The organism is Streptococcus mitis (genome assembly GCF_002096735.1).
In the GTDB taxonomy this organism is placed as follows: Bacteria; Bacillota; Bacilli; order Lactobacillales; family Streptococcaceae; genus Streptococcus; species Streptococcus mitis_CZ.
The window spans coordinates 24,565-40,522 of record NZ_NCVC01000011.1 but is presented as its reverse complement, the minus strand read 5'-3'; the positions used below and the strand labels follow the sequence as shown (position 1 = coordinate 40,522).

Genomic DNA, 15,958 nt, shown 5'->3' with positions numbered 1-15,958 from the left:
AGAAAGCTTTCTCGATTACGCATAAAACTCCCAGAATTGACTGGGAGTTAGCTAGTTTCTATTCTATTTATGTATATTTCAACCCTCGTTCCTTTGTCGGGTGCAGAATCAATCTTCATCTGGTAATCTTCTCCAAAATGAAGTTTGAGACGCTGGTCAACATTTTGCAGACCAACTCCTCCACGTTTGAGCTGACTCTGACTATTGTCTCCAGTAGATTGGAAGCCAACGCCATCATCCTCAATGCGGATGACTAGTCCTCTATCCTGTTTCTGGACAGAAACTCTAATATGTCCCTGACCTTCCTTCTCCTTGATGCCATGGTAAAGAGCATTCTCTACAAGGGGTTGTAACACCAGCTTGGGCAAGACTAGGTTATCAAAGGCAGGATTTTCATCAATTTCATATTCCAGCTTATCTCCATAACGTTGTTTCTGGATAAAGAGATACTGGCGGACATGATTGATTTCATCAGACAGGCAAATCAAATCTTTACCCTGATTGAGCGCCAAGCGGAAATAGGTTGCCAAGGACTTGGTCACCTGCACCACACGCTGACTATCCTGAAATTCAGCCATCCAGATAATAGTGTCCAAGGTGTTATAGAGGAAATGGGGGTTAATCTGGCTTGATAGGGCTTGAAGTTGGTACTGACGGGTCGTTTCCTCCTGCCTACGAATATCTATCATCAACTGATCAATCTGATCCAACATGGCATTGAACTGGCGAGTCACCTCTCTCAGTTCATAGGCACCAGTTTCCTTGGCACGAAGATTCTGATTACCAGAAGCAATTTCCAGCATGGTTTCTCTCAAATCCTTCAAAGGAGCAATCCAGCGTTTAAGACTAAGCCACACCAAGCAGAGACAGGCAAGAAGAGATGTGACACTGGCCCCAAGCAAGGTCCACAAGAGTTGACTCCGAACTTGGTCTAACTTCTCCAGCGAAGACACGCCAAGCACCGTCCAATCAGTTCCAGCAATTCTTTCCTGACTGACGTAGGATTTGTGATCTGGAGTATAGCCCTGCCCTGTCTCAATATAGGGTTTCATGGCCTCCATTTCGCTAGACGAACTATAAACTGTGTGTTGAGGATGATAAACAAATTCATGGTTTTCATTGATGATGAAGGCAAAGCCCTGATGACCCAACTGAAGTTGGTTAAGATAGGCTTCCAGAGTTTCATAAGAAATATCCAAACGAAGTACACCCAGATTGGCTCCCTTTGCATCAACAAGTTCCTGAGTGACAGAAATGACCCACTGACTGTCCGATTTACGAGCTGGGGTCAAAACTGGCATGGCTCCCTGATGAATAGCCTTTTGGTACCAATCCTCAGCCATCATATCTGAGGAGGTTTTCATTTGCACACTATCATCTGTAGAAATGACCTGACCTGATTTGGTGACCAATACAACAGCTTTCAAGTCCTGGTCTGATTTTAAGATGGTCAAAAATAGATCTCGAATTCCCTTGACCTTGTCTTGACTGGGATTCTCAGCATAGGCTAGGACATCTGTCTGCTGGGTCAAACTGGTAGAGGTGGTTTCTAATTTTTTGATATAAGACTGGATAAAGTGGCTAGTCTGACTGATAGTCGTCTGGCTATTGCCCTCAATAGTAGCCTCAAGGGCTGAAGAACTAGATTGATAGTAGAAAGTCCCAACCAGAGCTAGGAGAATGAGAAAGACCAGAAAGATGGAAATAACCATTCTGACTAAGAGAGAAGAACGTTTCATCGACCTTCCCCCTTCTTAAACTGACGAGGTGTCACACCTGCAATCTGTTTAAAACGTTGTGTAAAATAGTTCATATCTTCAAAACCAACCTTCTCTGCGATCTCATAAATCTTTAAATCCGTTGTCAGAAGCAAGAGCTTGGCTTGTTTGACACGTTCTCTCACCAGATAATCCTGAAAAGGCATGCCTAACTCTTTCTTAATCAAAGAACTCAGATAAGTCGGGCTAAAGCCTAAGTCATTTGCTAAAGACTTTAAACTAAACTGGCTATCAGCCAGATGGGACTGGATTTTCTGAGCCATATTTCCCTCAAACTTATCGGTCAATAAATCTTGTAACTGCTCTTCCTTTTCTTCCTTATCTAACTTTTGCTTGATTTTCCCCAACATTTCCTCAATATCCTGACGAGAAAAGGGTTTAAGCAGGTAGTCATCCACACCTAGTTTGACAGCAGACAAAGCATAATCAAAATCATCGTAGCCTGTCAAAAAAACTAGATGAACCTGAGGATAGGTTTCTCGAACCAGACTGGCTAACTGAATGCCATTTAACTGAGGCATGTTGATATCGGTTAAAATGATATCTGGCACCTGCTTTTGTATCAATTCCCAAGCCTGTCTTCCATTTTCAGCTTGACCGATGATTTCCATATCGTAGGCTGCGACATTGACCAGCTTGGTCAAGCCTTGTCTTACCAGATATTCATCTTCTACGATTAAGATTGTGTAGGTCATGCTTCTCTCCTTTGTCACTTACTAGTATCAGTATAGCAAAATTCTCCTCTAACTGCTTAGGAAAGCCCTCTTAATCGACATAATCTAGTAAATAAGCGTAGCCTTTTTCTTCCATTTGGTTTTTAGGAATAAAGCGGATAGAGAGACTATTAATACAGTAGCGCAAGCCACCCTTGTCCTGTGGTCCATCCGTAAAGACATGGCCCAGGTGAGAATCTCCAACTCGGCTCCGCACTTCCATGCGTGTCATATTGTAAGACTTATCTTCCTTGTAGGTAGCAACATCTGGGCTGATGGGTTGGGTGAAACTAGGCCAACCACAACCAGATTCAAACTTATCCTTTGATGAAAAGAGCGGTTCGCCAGTTGCCACATCCACATAGATACCAGATTCAAATTTATCCCAGTAGCGGTTTGAAAAAGCTCGTTCTGTTTGATTTTTCTGGGTAACTGCATACTCCTCAGGTGACAAGGTCTTTTTCAATTCTTCATCGCTTGGTTTGGGATATTTGCTGGCATCGATGACGGGGTAGGCCGCCTGATTAACATTGATATGGCAGTAGCCATTTGGATTTTTCTTGAGATAGTCTTGGTGGTAATCCTCAGCCACTACAAAATTTTTCAAGGTCTCCTTTTCAACTGCTAGAGGTTGATCGTATTTCTTAGCCACCTCATCAAAGACCTGGTTAATCACCTCTAAATCCTTGTCATCTGTGTAATAAACACCAGTACGGTACTGGGTTCCCACATCATTTCCTTGTTTATTTTTGCTGGTTGGATTGATAATGCGGAAATAATGAAGCAGGATTTCCTTAAGGGAAATTTGCTTGGCATCATAGGTGACATGAACAGTCTCCGCATGACCTGTTTGGTTAATCAATTCGTACTTGGTTGTTTCCCCTCTACCATTTGCATAGCCTGATACGGCATCCGTTACTCCAGGAACGCGTGAGAAATATTCCTCCACTCCCCAGAAACATCCCCCAGCTAGATAAATTTCGTGCAAGTCTGCGTCTTTACTCACTTCTGTTTTTTTCACTGTTTTTCCTCCTTGGCTAACTGATGCTTTCTCAATTTGCGAGCTATCTGTCTGCCCTGCATTTCGCATCAATAGAAAATAGAAACCGGTTATGGCTAGGAAAAATATTCCTGCCAAGACAAACAATTTTACTTTATCATTCATGACCTTTCTCTACCCCATTTCTTTCAATGTTTTTAAAATCATATCCTTATCCATAAAACCTGGTTGCGTTTTGACCAGCTTGCCTTCCTTGTCTATAAAGGCTTGAGTTGGGTAAGAACGGACACCATAACTTTCCAACAGTTTTCCTGATGGGTCAATTAGAACTGGGAAATTTTTATAATCCAAGCTCTTGTACCAGTTCTTAAAGTCTGCTTCTGCTTGTTCCCCCTTATGTCCAGGAGACACCACTGTCAAGACCACATAGTCGTCTCCAGCATCTTTAGCAATTTCATCCGTGTCAGGAAGACTAGCTAGACAGATGGAACACCAAGAAGCCCAGAATTTGAGATAGACTTTCTTGCCCTTGTAATCAGACAAGCGGTAGGTCTTGCCATCTACTCCCGTTAGTTCAAAATCAGCAACCGCCTGACCTTTAGTCGCAGTTTGCGCACTGACTTGTTCTGTTTTTGTTTGCTCCTTCATAGTAGCTTCGTCTGACATATTTTTAGCTGAACAGGCTGCCAAGCAACAGATTGAGCCGACTCCAAGGAGACATGTTTGCCATTTTTTCATTTCTTTTTCCTCTCTATTCAAATAATGTAGTCAAAATGGAAGCATTTCCCAAAAGCACCAAGATTCCCATCACGATAATGAGGAAACCACCCACTTTTTTGAGGGTTCCTAGATAGGGATGAAGTTTTCGGAAATGTTTCAAAACATAGCTGGAGGCAAGAGCTAGAACCAAAAATGGTAGTGCTAGACCCAGCGTATAGATTAACATGAGACCAGCTCCCTGCCAAGCACCTGAACCACCTGAAGCTGCCAAGGCCAAAACAGAGCCAAGAACCGGCCCCACACAAGGCGTCCAAGCAAAACTAAATGTCAACCCCAGTAAAAATGCCTGACTATAGCCGTTCCCCTCTTGCCCCTGTCTCTGTAATTGTAGCCTTCTTTCCTTGTAGAGTCCCTGAAAATGTAAGACTTCCATCTGATGTAAGCCCAAGAGAATGATAACCGCACCCGTCACATACTGAAACCAAGAAGTATACAGCAAATTGCCTAAAAAACCAGCTCCATAGCCTAGTAAGATAAAGATAAAAGAAATACCCGCTATAAAGGCCAGAGTTCGCAATAAACTAACAAATGAGATTAAAATTTGCCACTAGAAGCCTGAGCACCATCTTTATCATCCAACAAGACCCCTGCATAAACCGGTAACAAGGGTAAAATACAAGGAGAAAAGAAGGAAAGAATTCCAGCCAGAAAAACACTGATAAAAAAGATTATATTATCCATTGCCTTCCTCCATTCTTTGATTTGATAGGACTATTATAGCCCCAAAACTCCAGAAAAAACAGGGGCAATGATAGGGAAAAATAGGAATTTAATCAGGTTATGTAAAAAATGTTGCAAAAAAAGCCAGACACAGTCTGACTTAGATGAAAGCAGAAAAGAAAATTCACTAGTCTTCCCTACTTATCTGATAATAAATAAGATCTGCAAGATATCCTTTTCTCTCTACACCATTGGTAATAGTCTTGAGATAGGACATTCCAGCCTTCTCCATGACACGACCTGAAGCTGGATTAAGACTAGCATATCGTGCCTTGACTTCTTGAAAGCCTGCTTGAGTAAAACAGAAGTCCAAGACAGCTTTCAAGGCCTCCGTCATCATACCATGACCCCAGTATTTCTTGCCTAGCACATAGCCAATTTCACAAGAAGAATCGTTCTCATCTATTGCAACGATGCTGATATCTCCTATCACCTGCTCTGGCTTTTCTTTGAGACAAATGGCCCATTTATAATAGTTGGGATTAGCATAAGAAACAACCCAATTACGAATCGAGTTTCGAGTCACCTCGACATCAGGATGAGGATCCCAGGTGACATAGGTCAGATTCTCAGCGGATGAAGCCCAATTTTGAAACATAGCTTCTGCATCACTTTCCACAAATCTTCGCAAGATTAAACGATCTGTCTGTAATATTTGCGTACCGATTGCTTTCATGACGCTACCTCGCTTTCTGATAGATGATTCTCTGTCCAACCTCAATTTAAATTTACTTTGCTTTTTAATTTCAAGGTAATAAGCTAAAAAGGTCTCTCGGACCTTCTTCGCTTACCTGTTTCCATGCTCGGGGTAAGAACCTCCACTGGAGGTGCCTCGTTTTCCTATTTTTAGACTCGGGGTTCAAGGTCCCTCGGACCTTCTCTCACTTTCTTATTTCAAGATGAGAGGCTGAAAACCTCCAATGGAGGTTCCTCATTTTCTTATTTCTAAACTCGGGGTAAAAAGGTCCCCCGGACCTTTTTACTCCCAAAAGTCATCAAATACGGTGATGGGTAGGTGGCGTTTGTGTTGGCCTTTGTGCCACCAGTTTTCAATTCTTGTTTGGGCTTCTGGGCTGATTGTTTTGCCTTCTAGGTAGTCGTCAATCTCTTCATAAGTGACTCCGAGGGCTACTTCGTCAGCTAGGCCTGGTTTGTCTTCTTCTAGGTCTGCTGTTGGGATTTTTTCATAAAGGGCTGGGTCTGCACCAAGTTCCTGCAAGAGTTGTTTTCCTTGACGCTTATTGAGGCGGTAAAGAGGGAGAATATCCGCACCCCCGTCACCAAACTTGGTAAAGAAACCTGTGATATTTTCCGCAGCGTGGTCTGTTCCAATGACCGCTCCGCTATGGGAACCAGCAAGGGCATACTGAGCAATCATACGGCAACGTGCCTTGATATTTCCCTTGTTGAAGTCTGAAACAGGACTACCTGTCGCTTCAACTGCAGCTGTCATAGCATCTGCAGACTCCTTGATATTCACCACTAAACTGATATCTGGCTGAATGAAGGCTAGGGCTTTTTGAGCATCTGCTTCATCAGCTTGCACTCCATAAGGCAGGCGGACAGCGATAAATTTGTAGCTGTCATCTCCCGTTTCTGCTCGCAGTTCTTCCATGGCCAGTTGAGCCAAACGTCCTGCTAAGGTTGAGTCTTGTCCCCCAGAAATCCCTAGTACAAAGGTCTTTAGGAAGGGATGTTTTTTCAAGTATCTTTTTAAGAAATCAATAGAACGACGAATTTCTTCCTGGGCATCAATCACTGGTTTTACGCCCAATTCTTGGATAATCGTTTCTTGCAAACTCATTCTTCTTCTCCTTCACCAAGGGCTTCCTTGCGCATCTTGTCAATCAAGTCCATCTTGTCTTGCCATACATCACGCGCCAAATCCACTGGATAGTGTTGCGGATTGAGCACGCGCTTGTACTCATCCCAAAGCTTGTCAAATTCCTTACGAGCATAGTCCTGAATCTCAGTCAAGCTAGGCAGGTTGTAAATCAATTTTCCGTCTTTGAAGATATCCACCAAAAGAGGAACAGCATCAAAATTACGAACGGTCTTCTTGATGTAAGTATAAGTCGGATGGAACATCTTGATTTCTGTCATACTGGCAACATCTACGCCATCATAAGTGATATAGTCTCCTTCTGACTTGCCTTTTTCACGACTGGTAATGCGCCACACCTGCTTCTTACCTGGTGTAGACACTTTTTCAGCATTATTTGACAGCTTAATCGTATTGCGCATGTTCCCATTTTCATCTTCGATGGCAACAATCTTATAAACTGCCCCAAGAGCTGGCTGGTCATAGGCTGTAATCAGCTTAGTTCCCACGCCCCAGACATCAATCTTGGCCTTTTGCATCTTGAGGTTGAGGATGGTATTTTCGTCCAAATCATTTGAAGCATAAATCTTAGCCTCTGTAAATCCAGCATCGTCCAATTGCTGGCGGACTTTCTTAGAAATGTAGGCAATATCTCCAGAGTCAATCCGAACACCCATAAAGTTAATCTGATCACCCAGCTCACGCGCCACCTGAATGGCAGCTGGTACACCGATGCGAAGGGTGTCATAGGTATCCACAAGAAAGACACAATTTTTGTGGGTCGCAGCGTAAGCCTTGAAGGCCTCATAGTCATTACCATAAACCTGTACCAAAGCGTGGGCATGGGTCCCCAAAACAGGAATGTCAAAAAGTTTACCAGCACGCACATTGCTGGTTCCATTGGCGCCACCAATCACTGCTGCGCGTGTTCCCCAGATAGCTGCATCCATTTCTTGAGCCCGACGTGTCCCAAACTCCATCAAGGGTTCATCTTCAATAACCGAGCGAATACGAGCTGCCTTAGTCGCCACCAAGGTCTGGTAGTTGACGATGTTCAAAAGAGCCGTTTCAACCAATTGACATTGGGCTAGAGGACCTTCCACCTGCACAATTGGTTCATTAGCAAAGACCAAGTCCCCTTCTTGGGCAGAACGAACGGTCAACTCCAACTTGAAATTGCGGAGATAGTCTAAGAATGCCCCATGATAGCCTAGCGACTCCAAATAGGCAATATCACTATCTGAAAAACGCAGGTCTTCAAGATAACTCACAATTCTTTCCAAACCTGCAAAAACCGCATAGCCATTATTGAACGGTTGCTGACGGAAATAGACCTCAAAAACCGCCTTTTTATTGTGAATCCCTTGGTCAAAGTAAACCTGCATCATGTTAATCTGGTACAAGTCCGTGTGCAATGTCAAACTATCATCTGGATACATACTTTTCCTACTTCCTTAACTAGAAACCAATGAAAAATTTCAAGAACTTTCATGTGTTCCAATAAATTAGTACTATTATAACACATTTTGGCTGGATTGAGAAAAGAGTAACAAGCTATTCTCCACTCTCCAGTTCATCCATATCTTGTTCAAACTTTTTCTGAGCCCATTCGCCATAACTTTTAAGGCCGAGATTACCGATAAAAACCCAAGGAAGGTAACTCAGATAAGTAATGACCCAAGCAGATAAGTATTTAACGTTCAAAGGATTGTGCTGATAAATTTCTATGTTAAATTGATAATTCTGCAACATCAAAAGAGTCGTAATAGCGAGAGTTACCAGCAAACACCCTAAAATTGTAAAATGAAAACGACTATAGTAGTTCACACCAAAATCTCGAGCACGGCCGAAAAAGTAAGAAGTTCCAATAATGATAGTGATGAGAATCATTCTCGGATTAAAAAGACTTGGTGCTAATACTGCAATCATATAAGATAAAATCAAGAAAGCTATAGAGATATAGAAACTTTCAGCCCCCGCTTTATTGATCAGTTGTTCTTCTCTTTCGTCTAGTAATTGATAATAAAAAAATCTATTTTTCATCTTCTTCCTCCCAAAATAATTGATCCAAAGTTTTGCCTAAACATCTGCAAATGGACTGGCAGAGCGAGAGACTGGGATTGTATTTCCCCGCTTCTATCAAACCAATAGTCTGGCGCGTCACCCCGACAGCCTCTGCCAGTTGACCTTGAGTTAAATCAAGCTCTACCCGAGCTAATTTTAATTTTAAATTTTTAGCCACCTTCGTCCTCCTTATAGTTTTAAAAAGTTGCGTGTCTTTTTAACAACATTATATCATATATCTAACTCAATGCAATATATAACTGTCATTTTGTAATATTTTGTTAATAAAAAAATTCTCTACCACAAAAAGATAGAGAGTTTTCTGCTTATTCAATTTTTTCAAAATATCAACGGCATGGTAAGCTTTCACATCTAATGTCTCAGCTGCGATTGGTTTGTCTTAAATATCGTCTAGGAAGACACAATTTCTAGGATTTAACTGGTATTTATCGAGAATCCCCTTCATACCTATGTCAAGAACCCCTCTTTGCCTTATACTTTCATATTCACCTTACAAATCTTTTTGGTAATAATATCTTTGCCCAATGTAGGGATAGTCTTGCAAAGAAAAGACTTCCTTGTAGCCATACCTTTTATAAAAATCTGGAGCTTGAAACTGGTAAGTATTAACAAAAGCAAATCGACAGTTTCGATTCTTAGCTTCAGTTTCTGCTTGCTGCAATAGTTTTGAACCGATTCCTTGCCCTCTCAGTTCCTCTTTTACAAATAAATACTCGATTTCTAACCAATTTCCAAAAGTCTCTGCTATCAAACCTGCCAGGAGATTGCCCTTTTCATCTTCGACATAAAGATTAAGTGGCTCACTTTCAGCTTCTTCTCTTTTTGAACGATTATAAGCACGAATCAGATTCCCAATTTCCTGGACTTTCTGGGATTCCTCATTTTCCAATCTAAAGTACATCTAAATCTCCTTAAACACTGTTACAGCTTGATTATAGTCTTATTTCAATAGACTGTCAAACTAGAAAAACCCACCAACCTGAGTTGATGAGTCTCAAATCTATTTTCTAAATTTCCACTGGCTATAAATCCCAAAACCGATAATCCAGATAGCTGAGCCGATTGCTCCGACAAATGTAGACTCTTGTAAAAAGAGGGTTACAAAGACAAAGGCAAAGAAGAGCATGGTTAAGGGATTTAGGAAACGATAATGGGGCATGAGATAGCCATCCGCCATAAAGTCTGGTGACTTGCGGTATTTAAGGTGAGCCACCATAATCAAGATATAGATAGCGATATAGACACCTGATGACGATGCCGTAATCAAGGCAAAGGCATCGGAAACACCTGGCAAAACATTGATAAAGGCTGCTAGGGCAATCAGAACCGCTGAGGCAATGATAGCATTTTGTGGCACATTATGGCGAGAAAGAGTATCTGCCTTGATTGCTTTTAGGAATGGATTTGGCGAATCATGGGCAATCTGGTACAAATGACGACCTGTTGAATAAAGGGTCGAGTTAAGAGCAGATGCTGCTGAGGTCAAAACGACGAAGTTAATCAAGGCTGCCGCCCACTTGATACCGGCCAATTCAAATACTGTAACAAACGGTGAATCAGCGGATGCTAGTTCACGCCAAGGAATAATGGACATAATGGCTAAGAGAGCTCCACCATAGAAAAAGACGATACGTAGAGGAATTTCCTTAACGGCTTTTGGCAAGACCTGACGTGGATTTTTGGTTTCTGAAGTCGTTACCCCGATAAACTCAATCATGAGGTAAGCAAAGAAAACCATCTGGAAGGCCATGACAAAGTTTACTCCACCATTTGGGAATAAGGAGAAATTATCGGTGATATTAGCCAAACTTGCTACTCCATGTGGTGTCTTAAAGCCTGTCAAGACCATAAAGACTCCTGTGGCAATCATAGCTAAAATAGCCACAATCTTGACCATAGCAAACCAAAACTCAACTTCCCCAAAGAGCTTCACCGCAATCAGATTTACTAAGGCTAGAATAGTCAAAAATCCAATCTCAATCATCCAACTTGGCCAGCTAGGGAACCAAAACTGAACATAGTGAGAGATAGCAGTGATTTCCGCCATACCGATAAAGACAACGGATAGCCAGTAAGACCAAACGGAGAAATAACCCCAGCCCTTACCCAAATGGCGCGTGATAAAATTGATAAAGGTATGTTGCTCAGGGTCTTGATAGAGCATTTCCCCAACCGCACGCATCATGAGGAACATGAAGGCCCCAGTAATCATATAAATCAGCACAATAGAAGGACCTGTTAGGCTAATAGAGCGACCCGCTCCCAAAAAGAGTCCTGTTCCGATTGTTCCCGCAATGGCCATAACCTGCACATGACGATTGGTCAGACCACGCTCCATCTTATTTTTTTTCTTCTTTGAACTCATAACGTCTCCAATTCAATTTAAAATGGAAAAAGGAGTGAGTGAAGCGCACTGCCTCCCCACTCCTTTTTTCTGTTTTTAGGCTGTTTTTTCAACCTTCAAGATTTTTACATCATAGCTACCAACAGGTGTTTCAATGGTTGCTGTGTCACCTGTTTTCTTGCCAATCAAGGCTTGTCCAATTGGGCTTTCATTTGAAACCTTACCTGCAAAGGCATCCGCACCCGCTGAACCTACGATAATATAAACTTCTTCTTCGTCCTCACCAATTTCTTGAATAGTGACTGTTTTACCAATCGCTACTTCATCATCGGCAACTGAGTCGCTATTGACGATTTCAGCATAACGGATTTTTGTTTCCAAGCTAGAGATTTGTCCTTCAACAAAGGCTTGTTCATCCTTAGCTGCTTCGTACTCACTGTTTTCAGAAAGGTCACCGTATGAACGAGCAATCTTAATGCGTTCTACCACTTCTGGTCGGCGGACCAATTTCAATTCTTCTAATTCTTTTTCAAGTTTTTCCTTTTCCGCTAGGGTCATAGGATATGTTTTTTCTGCCATTTTTCTCAACTTTCTTTCGATAGTATTGAATCTCTATCTGAGATTCTCATTTTTGTAGTCTTAGTTTGAACTACTATTTTGAGTAAGCTTGCTATTAACGTGTTCAGCTACATTCCGATCATGTTCTTCCTGTGTCACTGCGTAATAGACTTTACCATCTGTAACATTGGCTACAAAGTAGAGGTTCTCACTCTTTGTTTGGTTGATACTTGCTTCAATCGCGTCCTGACTTGGACTATCTACTGGACCAGGCATCAAACCAGGTTTGGTATAAACATTATATGGTGAATTAATCGATGTGTCAATTCCAGCATCGTCTGCTAGGCTAATATTTTGGCCAAGTTTCCCTTGGGCATACAAGATTGCAATATTGCTTTGAAGTGGCATACCAAGGTTCAAACGATTGTAGAAGACACCTGCAATCAACTTACGGTCTTCAGTCTTAGCACCTTCTTTTTCAACAAGTGAAGCAATTGTTAGCAATTCATTGACTGTCAAGTTTTTAGACTTGATTGCACTATAGTGCGGAGTCAAGGTCTTATCCATAGCTGCCAGCATCTCATCAATCAAACTTTCAATAGTTGTGCTTTCCTTGATAGAGTAGGTCGCTGGGAAAAGATAACCTTCCAAACGGTAACGAACTCCACTTTCTTTCGTTGGCAAGCTTTCGAGTAGATTTGGATATTTAGCAACTTCTTGACTGATAAAGTTGTCATCTTGCACTTTAGCCAAGAAAGCTTCTGCTGTCAAAGGTTCTTTAAATTCACCTTGTAATTGGCCTACAGCTTGGGCAATTTGCTCAATTGTATATCCCTCTGGAATGGTCAAATCTGCAAGTGAAGGTTCTTGAGGTTCAGGAGTACCACCTTTTTGGAGTTCCTTAATGATATCCTCTGTACTCATACTCTTTTGCAAATTGTAATATCCAGCCTTCAAATCTGAATAATTCTTATATTTAGCATAAAAAGCAAAAATCACTCCGTGTTTAATCACACCAGAATGTTCAAGTGCTGATCCAATCTCTTGGACATTGGATCCTTCTGGGATTTGAACCGTTACATATTCCTTAGAATTTGCATCAACTGGTAATAAAGATGATTGAACATACTGGTAACCAAAGTAACCACCTGCTGAAATCAAGGCAAGGAAAATCAATAGAGAAATGAAGAAAGCTTTCAAATGTGATTTTTTCTTCTTAACAGGTTTAACTGTCTCACGACGACTACGACGTGGAGTTTCAGAAATCACGTCAACAGCTTCAGCTTCAACGACCGGTTCAGGTCTTGGCGCTTCTGCTTGTGTCTCTTTTGGTTCTTCGGTTCTATAAGAAACAGCTACTCTTGTTGGAGTTGTGTTCAAATCTCTTTCGGCCTTTTGTGGACGATTGACATCTGGTCCTGGAACCGGTCTTGATGGACTTGCTTCAGCTGGTGAAGCTGGAACATCTTGACTAGGGTGACTAGGAACGATTGGAGCTTCCTCTCTTAGTTCCTCCGCCGGTGATGCAGGCACATCTTCACTAGGATGCTGTGGAACACGTGGTGCATTCTCCATAATTTTTTCAACAGCTGATAGGGATGCATTCATCACTTCTTCATCAGCAATTTTTGTGTCAGGGACAGACAATGCTGATTTTTTTTCATCAAGTTCAGCGGCCTCTTGACGAATCCCTTCATAACGTTTTACTTTTTCTAAATCACGTAAAATCTGCTCTTTAAAGCTTAATTTTTCGTCTTCTCTTGGCTTTTCACTCAAAAGTTTATCCTCCTCGTTGACAATCCATAATATTATATCTTAAAAACGAAAGAAAAGCAACCTAGCATGCTTTTCTAGCTTATTTTTTAGCGTCCCAGATCATATCATACCATGTTTCTCCTGCAAAGATTGATTGAGACTGGCCTTCATTGACAAATCCATGCTTTTCGTAGTAGGCGATGAGATAGTCATGACAGGTTAGGTTAATACCTTCTCTTTCGTGTTCAAGAGCCAGTTCTTTCAGGGCTGTTAGTAATTTCTGACCAAGTCCAAGGCCCTGTGCCTCCTTGGCAATAGAAAGACAGGTCACAGAGATATAACCACCCGGCTCATGACTATAATCTTCTATCTCTTCTGTAAAAGACTGATCCTGCAGATGGCGGTGTGGTCCAACTGGCCCTTCTATATACCCCATGATTCTGCCCTCTTTTTCTGCAACCAGAAAAGAGGTCTGAATTTCTCGCAAATGAGCTTCAAAAACCGAGCGAGGAATGGCTTCTTCAAGTGAGAAATTTTCTAGTTCAATCTCAACGATACGATCTAAATCTTCTAATCTTGCTTGTCTGATTTTCATTGTACCTCCAGATAAAAGGGATTAAACCAAATCATACTATAACCCTGGCTAGCTGCATAAAGGGAAGTTTCTTCATCAATAAAACCGTTCATTTCAAAATAGGATAGCAACTCATCAGGACTCTTCAAACGAATAGCTTTGTAATCCAGCTCAACTGCCACATCTTTCAAAGCCGCAAGAAGAAGCGTTCCCAAGCCCTGTCTCTGATGGTCAGTATCAATGACTAAAGAATGTACTTCTAGACATTTCGGATTGTGTGGGTAAGGACCACCTAGAACATAGCCCAGAAGCTGATTTTCATCCCTAGCTAGAAGAAAGGTATCCGCAGACTTACGGATACTTTCTTCTAAAATATGGGAAGGTTGCTGCTTTTCAGCTGGAAAAGATGAAGCCTGAAGTACCTCTATCTCAGTCAAATCAGACTTACTTGCCTGAATGATCTTAATTGGAATTTCCATGTGAATAGCCTATTGAACATTGCTTGTCAAATTAGACAAGAGACGCTCGAATGAGTATTCATAGGTTTGGATGTCTCCTGCACCCATAAAGACATAAACAGCATTATCATGGTCAAGGAGTGGAGAAACATTTTCAACAGTGATAACTTGGTGTTTCTTGTTGATTTTATTGGCTAGGTCTTCTACCTTAACGTCGCCGTGGTCCACTTCACGAGCAGAGCCATAAATTTGCGCTAGATAAACAGCATCCGCTTGATTCAAAGCGTGGGCAAATTCGTCCAACAAGGCAATGGTTCTTGTAAAAGTATGCGGTTGGAAAATTGCTACGATTTCTTTACTTGGATATTTTTGACGAGCTGCATCCAAGGTTGCAATGATTTCTGTTGGATGGTGGGCAAAGTCATCGATAATCACTGTATCATTGACAATTTTCTCAGTGAAACGACGCTTAACACCGGCAAATGTTTTCAAGTGCTCACGCACCAAGTTCAAATCAAATCCTGCTGTGTAAAGAAGACCAATAACGGCTGTCGCATTCATGATATTGTGACGACCAAAGGTTGGAATATGGAATTGCCCTAATTCTTGACCACGGAAATGAACGGTGAAGGTTGAACCAGTTGTTGAACGAAGAAGATCGCTAGCTACAAAGTCATTACCTTCTGCTTCAAAACCATAATAATAAATTGGTGCATCAGACGTAATCTTACGCAATTCTGCATCTTCACCATAGATAAAGAGACCCTTAGTAATTTGTTTAGCATAGTCGTTAAAGGCATTGAAAACATCCTCTAGACTTGTGAAATAGTCTGGATGGTCAAAGTCGATGTTAGTAATAATAGAATATTCTGGGTGGTAAGGCATGAAGTGGCGCTCATATTCGTCAGATTCGAAGACAAAATATTTGGCATTAGCTGATCCACGACCTGTCCCGTCTCCAATCAAGAAGCTAGTATCTGTGATATGAGACAAGACATGAGACAACATACCTGTCGTTGAAGTTTTTCCGTGCGCTCCAGCAACTCCCATGCTAACAAAGTCGCGCATAAAGCTACCTAGGAACTCATGGTAACGTTTGTAGCTAATGCCATTTTGGTCCGCATAGGCAATTTCGACGTTGTTATCTGGACGAAAGGCATTTCCAGCGATAATTTCCATATCACCGTCTAGATTCTTTTCATCAAAAGGAAGAATGGTAATTCCTGCCTGCTCAAGACCACGTTGAGTAAAGTAGTACTTTTCAACATCTGAACCCTGTACCTTATGCCCCATTTGGTGCAACATCAAGGCCAAGGCACTCATACCTGATCCCTTAATTCCGATAAAATGATATGTCTTTGACATGTTTTC

Annotated in this window: 16 protein-coding genes and 1 pseudogene; all 17 read right to left on the bottom strand. The window is 41.6% G+C overall.

Annotated features, from left to right (window positions below; translation table 11 throughout):
- Window positions 1–47: 47 nt before the first annotated feature.
- Window positions 48–1,739 (bottom strand): cache domain-containing sensor histidine kinase, encoded by a 1,692-nt coding sequence (locus tag B7703_RS01470; protein WP_084923360.1) that lies wholly within the window; start codon window positions 1,737–1,739, stop codon window positions 48–50.
- Window positions 1,736–2,473: a response regulator transcription factor gene (locus B7703_RS01465; protein WP_049488474.1), complete on the bottom strand. Its 738-nt coding sequence runs from the start codon at window positions 2,471–2,473 to the stop codon at window positions 1,736–1,738. The genes B7703_RS01470 and B7703_RS01465 overlap by 4 nt, the downstream gene beginning before the upstream one ends.
- 70 nt (window positions 2,474–2,543) lie before the next feature.
- Window positions 2,544–3,656, bottom strand: coding sequence for a peptide-methionine (R)-S-oxide reductase MsrB (msrB, locus tag B7703_RS01460; RefSeq protein ID WP_084923358.1), 1,113 nt, complete (start codon window positions 3,654–3,656; stop codon window positions 2,544–2,546).
- Window positions 3,657–3,665: 9 nt separating this feature from the next.
- Window positions 3,666–4,229: a redoxin family protein gene (locus B7703_RS01455; RefSeq protein ID WP_084923357.1), complete on the bottom strand. Its 564-nt coding sequence runs from the start codon at window positions 4,227–4,229 to the stop codon at window positions 3,666–3,668.
- 13 nt (window positions 4,230–4,242) lie between these two features.
- Window positions 4,243–4,952: pseudogene (gene ccdA2 / locus B7703_RS01450) on the bottom strand (thiol-disulfide oxidoreductase-associated membrane protein CcdA2).
- A gap of 166 nt (window positions 4,953–5,118) precedes the next feature.
- Window positions 5,119–5,667, bottom strand: coding sequence for a GNAT family N-acetyltransferase (locus tag B7703_RS01445; RefSeq protein WP_084923355.1), 549 nt, complete (start codon window positions 5,665–5,667; stop codon window positions 5,119–5,121).
- Window positions 5,668–5,970: 303 nt separating this feature from the next.
- Window positions 5,971–6,795, bottom strand: coding sequence for an ammonia-dependent NAD(+) synthetase (nadE, locus tag B7703_RS01440; protein ID WP_084923354.1), 825 nt, complete (start codon window positions 6,793–6,795; stop codon window positions 5,971–5,973).
- Entirely contained in the window at window positions 6,792–8,252 is a 1,461-nt protein-coding gene (locus tag B7703_RS01435) for a nicotinate phosphoribosyltransferase (protein WP_084923352.1), read from the bottom strand. The genes nadE and B7703_RS01435 overlap by 4 nt, the downstream gene beginning before the upstream one ends.
- 115 nt (window positions 8,253–8,367) lie before the next feature.
- Window positions 8,368–8,856: a DUF6773 family protein gene (locus B7703_RS01430; protein WP_084923350.1), complete on the bottom strand. Its 489-nt coding sequence runs from the start codon at window positions 8,854–8,856 to the stop codon at window positions 8,368–8,370.
- Window positions 8,846–9,055, bottom strand: a complete 210-nt coding sequence (locus tag B7703_RS01425) for a helix-turn-helix transcriptional regulator (RefSeq protein WP_001812672.1) — start codon at window positions 9,053–9,055, stop codon at window positions 8,846–8,848. Before B7703_RS01425 ends, B7703_RS01430 begins: the two co-directional genes overlap by 11 nt.
- A gap of 333 nt (window positions 9,056–9,388) precedes the next feature.
- Window positions 9,389–9,799 carry a GNAT family N-acetyltransferase gene (locus B7703_RS01415; RefSeq protein WP_020903457.1) on the bottom strand — a complete coding sequence of 137 codons (411 nt, stop codon included), beginning with the start codon at window positions 9,797–9,799 and terminating at the stop codon, window positions 9,389–9,391.
- A 99-nt stretch (window positions 9,800–9,898) separates the two neighbouring features.
- A complete protein-coding gene (locus B7703_RS01410) occupies window positions 9,899–11,263 on the bottom strand; it encodes an amino acid permease (protein WP_192851945.1) in 1,365 nt (454 codons plus the stop codon).
- Window positions 11,264–11,338: 75 nt separating this feature from the next.
- Complete coding sequence (greA, locus tag B7703_RS01405) at window positions 11,339–11,821, bottom strand: transcription elongation factor GreA (RefSeq protein WP_000818748.1); 483 nt, start codon at window positions 11,819–11,821, stop codon at window positions 11,339–11,341.
- 60 nt (window positions 11,822–11,881) lie between these two features.
- A complete protein-coding gene (mltG, locus tag B7703_RS01400) occupies window positions 11,882–13,576 on the bottom strand; it encodes an endolytic transglycosylase MltG (protein ID WP_084923349.1) in 1,695 nt (564 codons plus the stop codon).
- Window positions 13,577–13,655: 79 nt separating this feature from the next.
- Window positions 13,656–14,150, bottom strand: coding sequence for a GNAT family N-acetyltransferase (locus B7703_RS01395; protein WP_084923347.1), 495 nt, complete (start codon window positions 14,148–14,150; stop codon window positions 13,656–13,658).
- Window positions 14,147–14,608 (bottom strand): GNAT family N-acetyltransferase, encoded by a 462-nt coding sequence (locus B7703_RS01390; RefSeq protein WP_084923346.1) that lies wholly within the window; start codon window positions 14,606–14,608, stop codon window positions 14,147–14,149. The genes B7703_RS01395 and B7703_RS01390 overlap by 4 nt, the downstream gene beginning before the upstream one ends.
- Window positions 14,609–14,617: 9 nt before the next feature.
- Window positions 14,618–15,952: a UDP-N-acetylmuramate--L-alanine ligase gene (gene murC, locus B7703_RS01385; protein WP_020903460.1), complete on the bottom strand. Its 1,335-nt coding sequence runs from the start codon at window positions 15,950–15,952 to the stop codon at window positions 14,618–14,620.
- Window positions 15,953–15,958: the final 6 nt, after the last annotated feature.

What these genes read in the sequence shown, in the direction of transcription:
- B7703_RS01470 (WP_084923360.1), bottom strand. Translation starts at nt 1,739, where the DNA reads ATGAAACGTTCTTCTCTCTTAGTCAGAATGGTTATTTCCATCTTTCTG.
- B7703_RS01465 (WP_049488474.1), bottom strand. Translation starts at nt 2,473, where the DNA reads ATGACCTACACAATCTTAATCGTAGAAGATGAATATCTGGTAAGACAA.
- msrB (WP_084923358.1), bottom strand. Translation starts at nt 3,656, where the DNA reads ATGAATGATAAAGTAAAATTGTTTGTCTTGGCAGGAATATTTTTCCTA.
- B7703_RS01455 (WP_084923357.1), bottom strand. Translation starts at nt 4,229, where the DNA reads ATGAAAAAATGGCAAACATGTCTCCTTGGAGTCGGCTCAATCTGTTGC.
- B7703_RS01445 (WP_084923355.1), bottom strand. Translation starts at nt 5,667, where the DNA reads ATGAAAGCAATCGGTACGCAAATATTACAGACAGATCGTTTAATCTTG.
- nadE (WP_084923354.1), bottom strand. Translation starts at nt 6,795, where the DNA reads ATGAGTTTGCAAGAAACGATTATCCAAGAATTGGGCGTAAAACCAGTG.
- B7703_RS01435 (WP_084923352.1), bottom strand. Translation starts at nt 8,252, where the DNA reads ATGTATCCAGATGATAGTTTGACATTGCACACGGACTTGTACCAGATT.
- B7703_RS01430 (WP_084923350.1), bottom strand. Translation starts at nt 8,856, where the DNA reads ATGAAAAATAGATTTTTTTATTATCAATTACTAGACGAAAGAGAAGAA.
- B7703_RS01415 (WP_020903457.1), bottom strand. Translation starts at nt 9,799, where the DNA reads ATGTACTTTAGATTGGAAAATGAGGAATCCCAGAAAGTCCAGGAAATT.
- B7703_RS01410 (WP_192851945.1), bottom strand. Translation starts at nt 11,263, where the DNA reads ATGAGTTCAAAGAAGAAAAAAAATAAGATGGAGCGTGGTCTGACCAAT.
- greA (WP_000818748.1), bottom strand. Translation starts at nt 11,821, where the DNA reads ATGGCAGAAAAAACATATCCTATGACCCTAGCGGAAAAGGAAAAACTT.
- B7703_RS01395 (WP_084923347.1), bottom strand. Translation starts at nt 14,150, where the DNA reads ATGAAAATCAGACAAGCAAGATTAGAAGATTTAGATCGTATCGTTGAG.
- B7703_RS01390 (WP_084923346.1), bottom strand. Translation starts at nt 14,608, where the DNA reads ATGGAAATTCCAATTAAGATCATTCAGGCAAGTAAGTCTGATTTGACT.
- murC (WP_020903460.1), bottom strand. Translation starts at nt 15,952, where the DNA reads ATGTCAAAGACATATCATTTTATCGGAATTAAGGGATCAGGTATGAGT.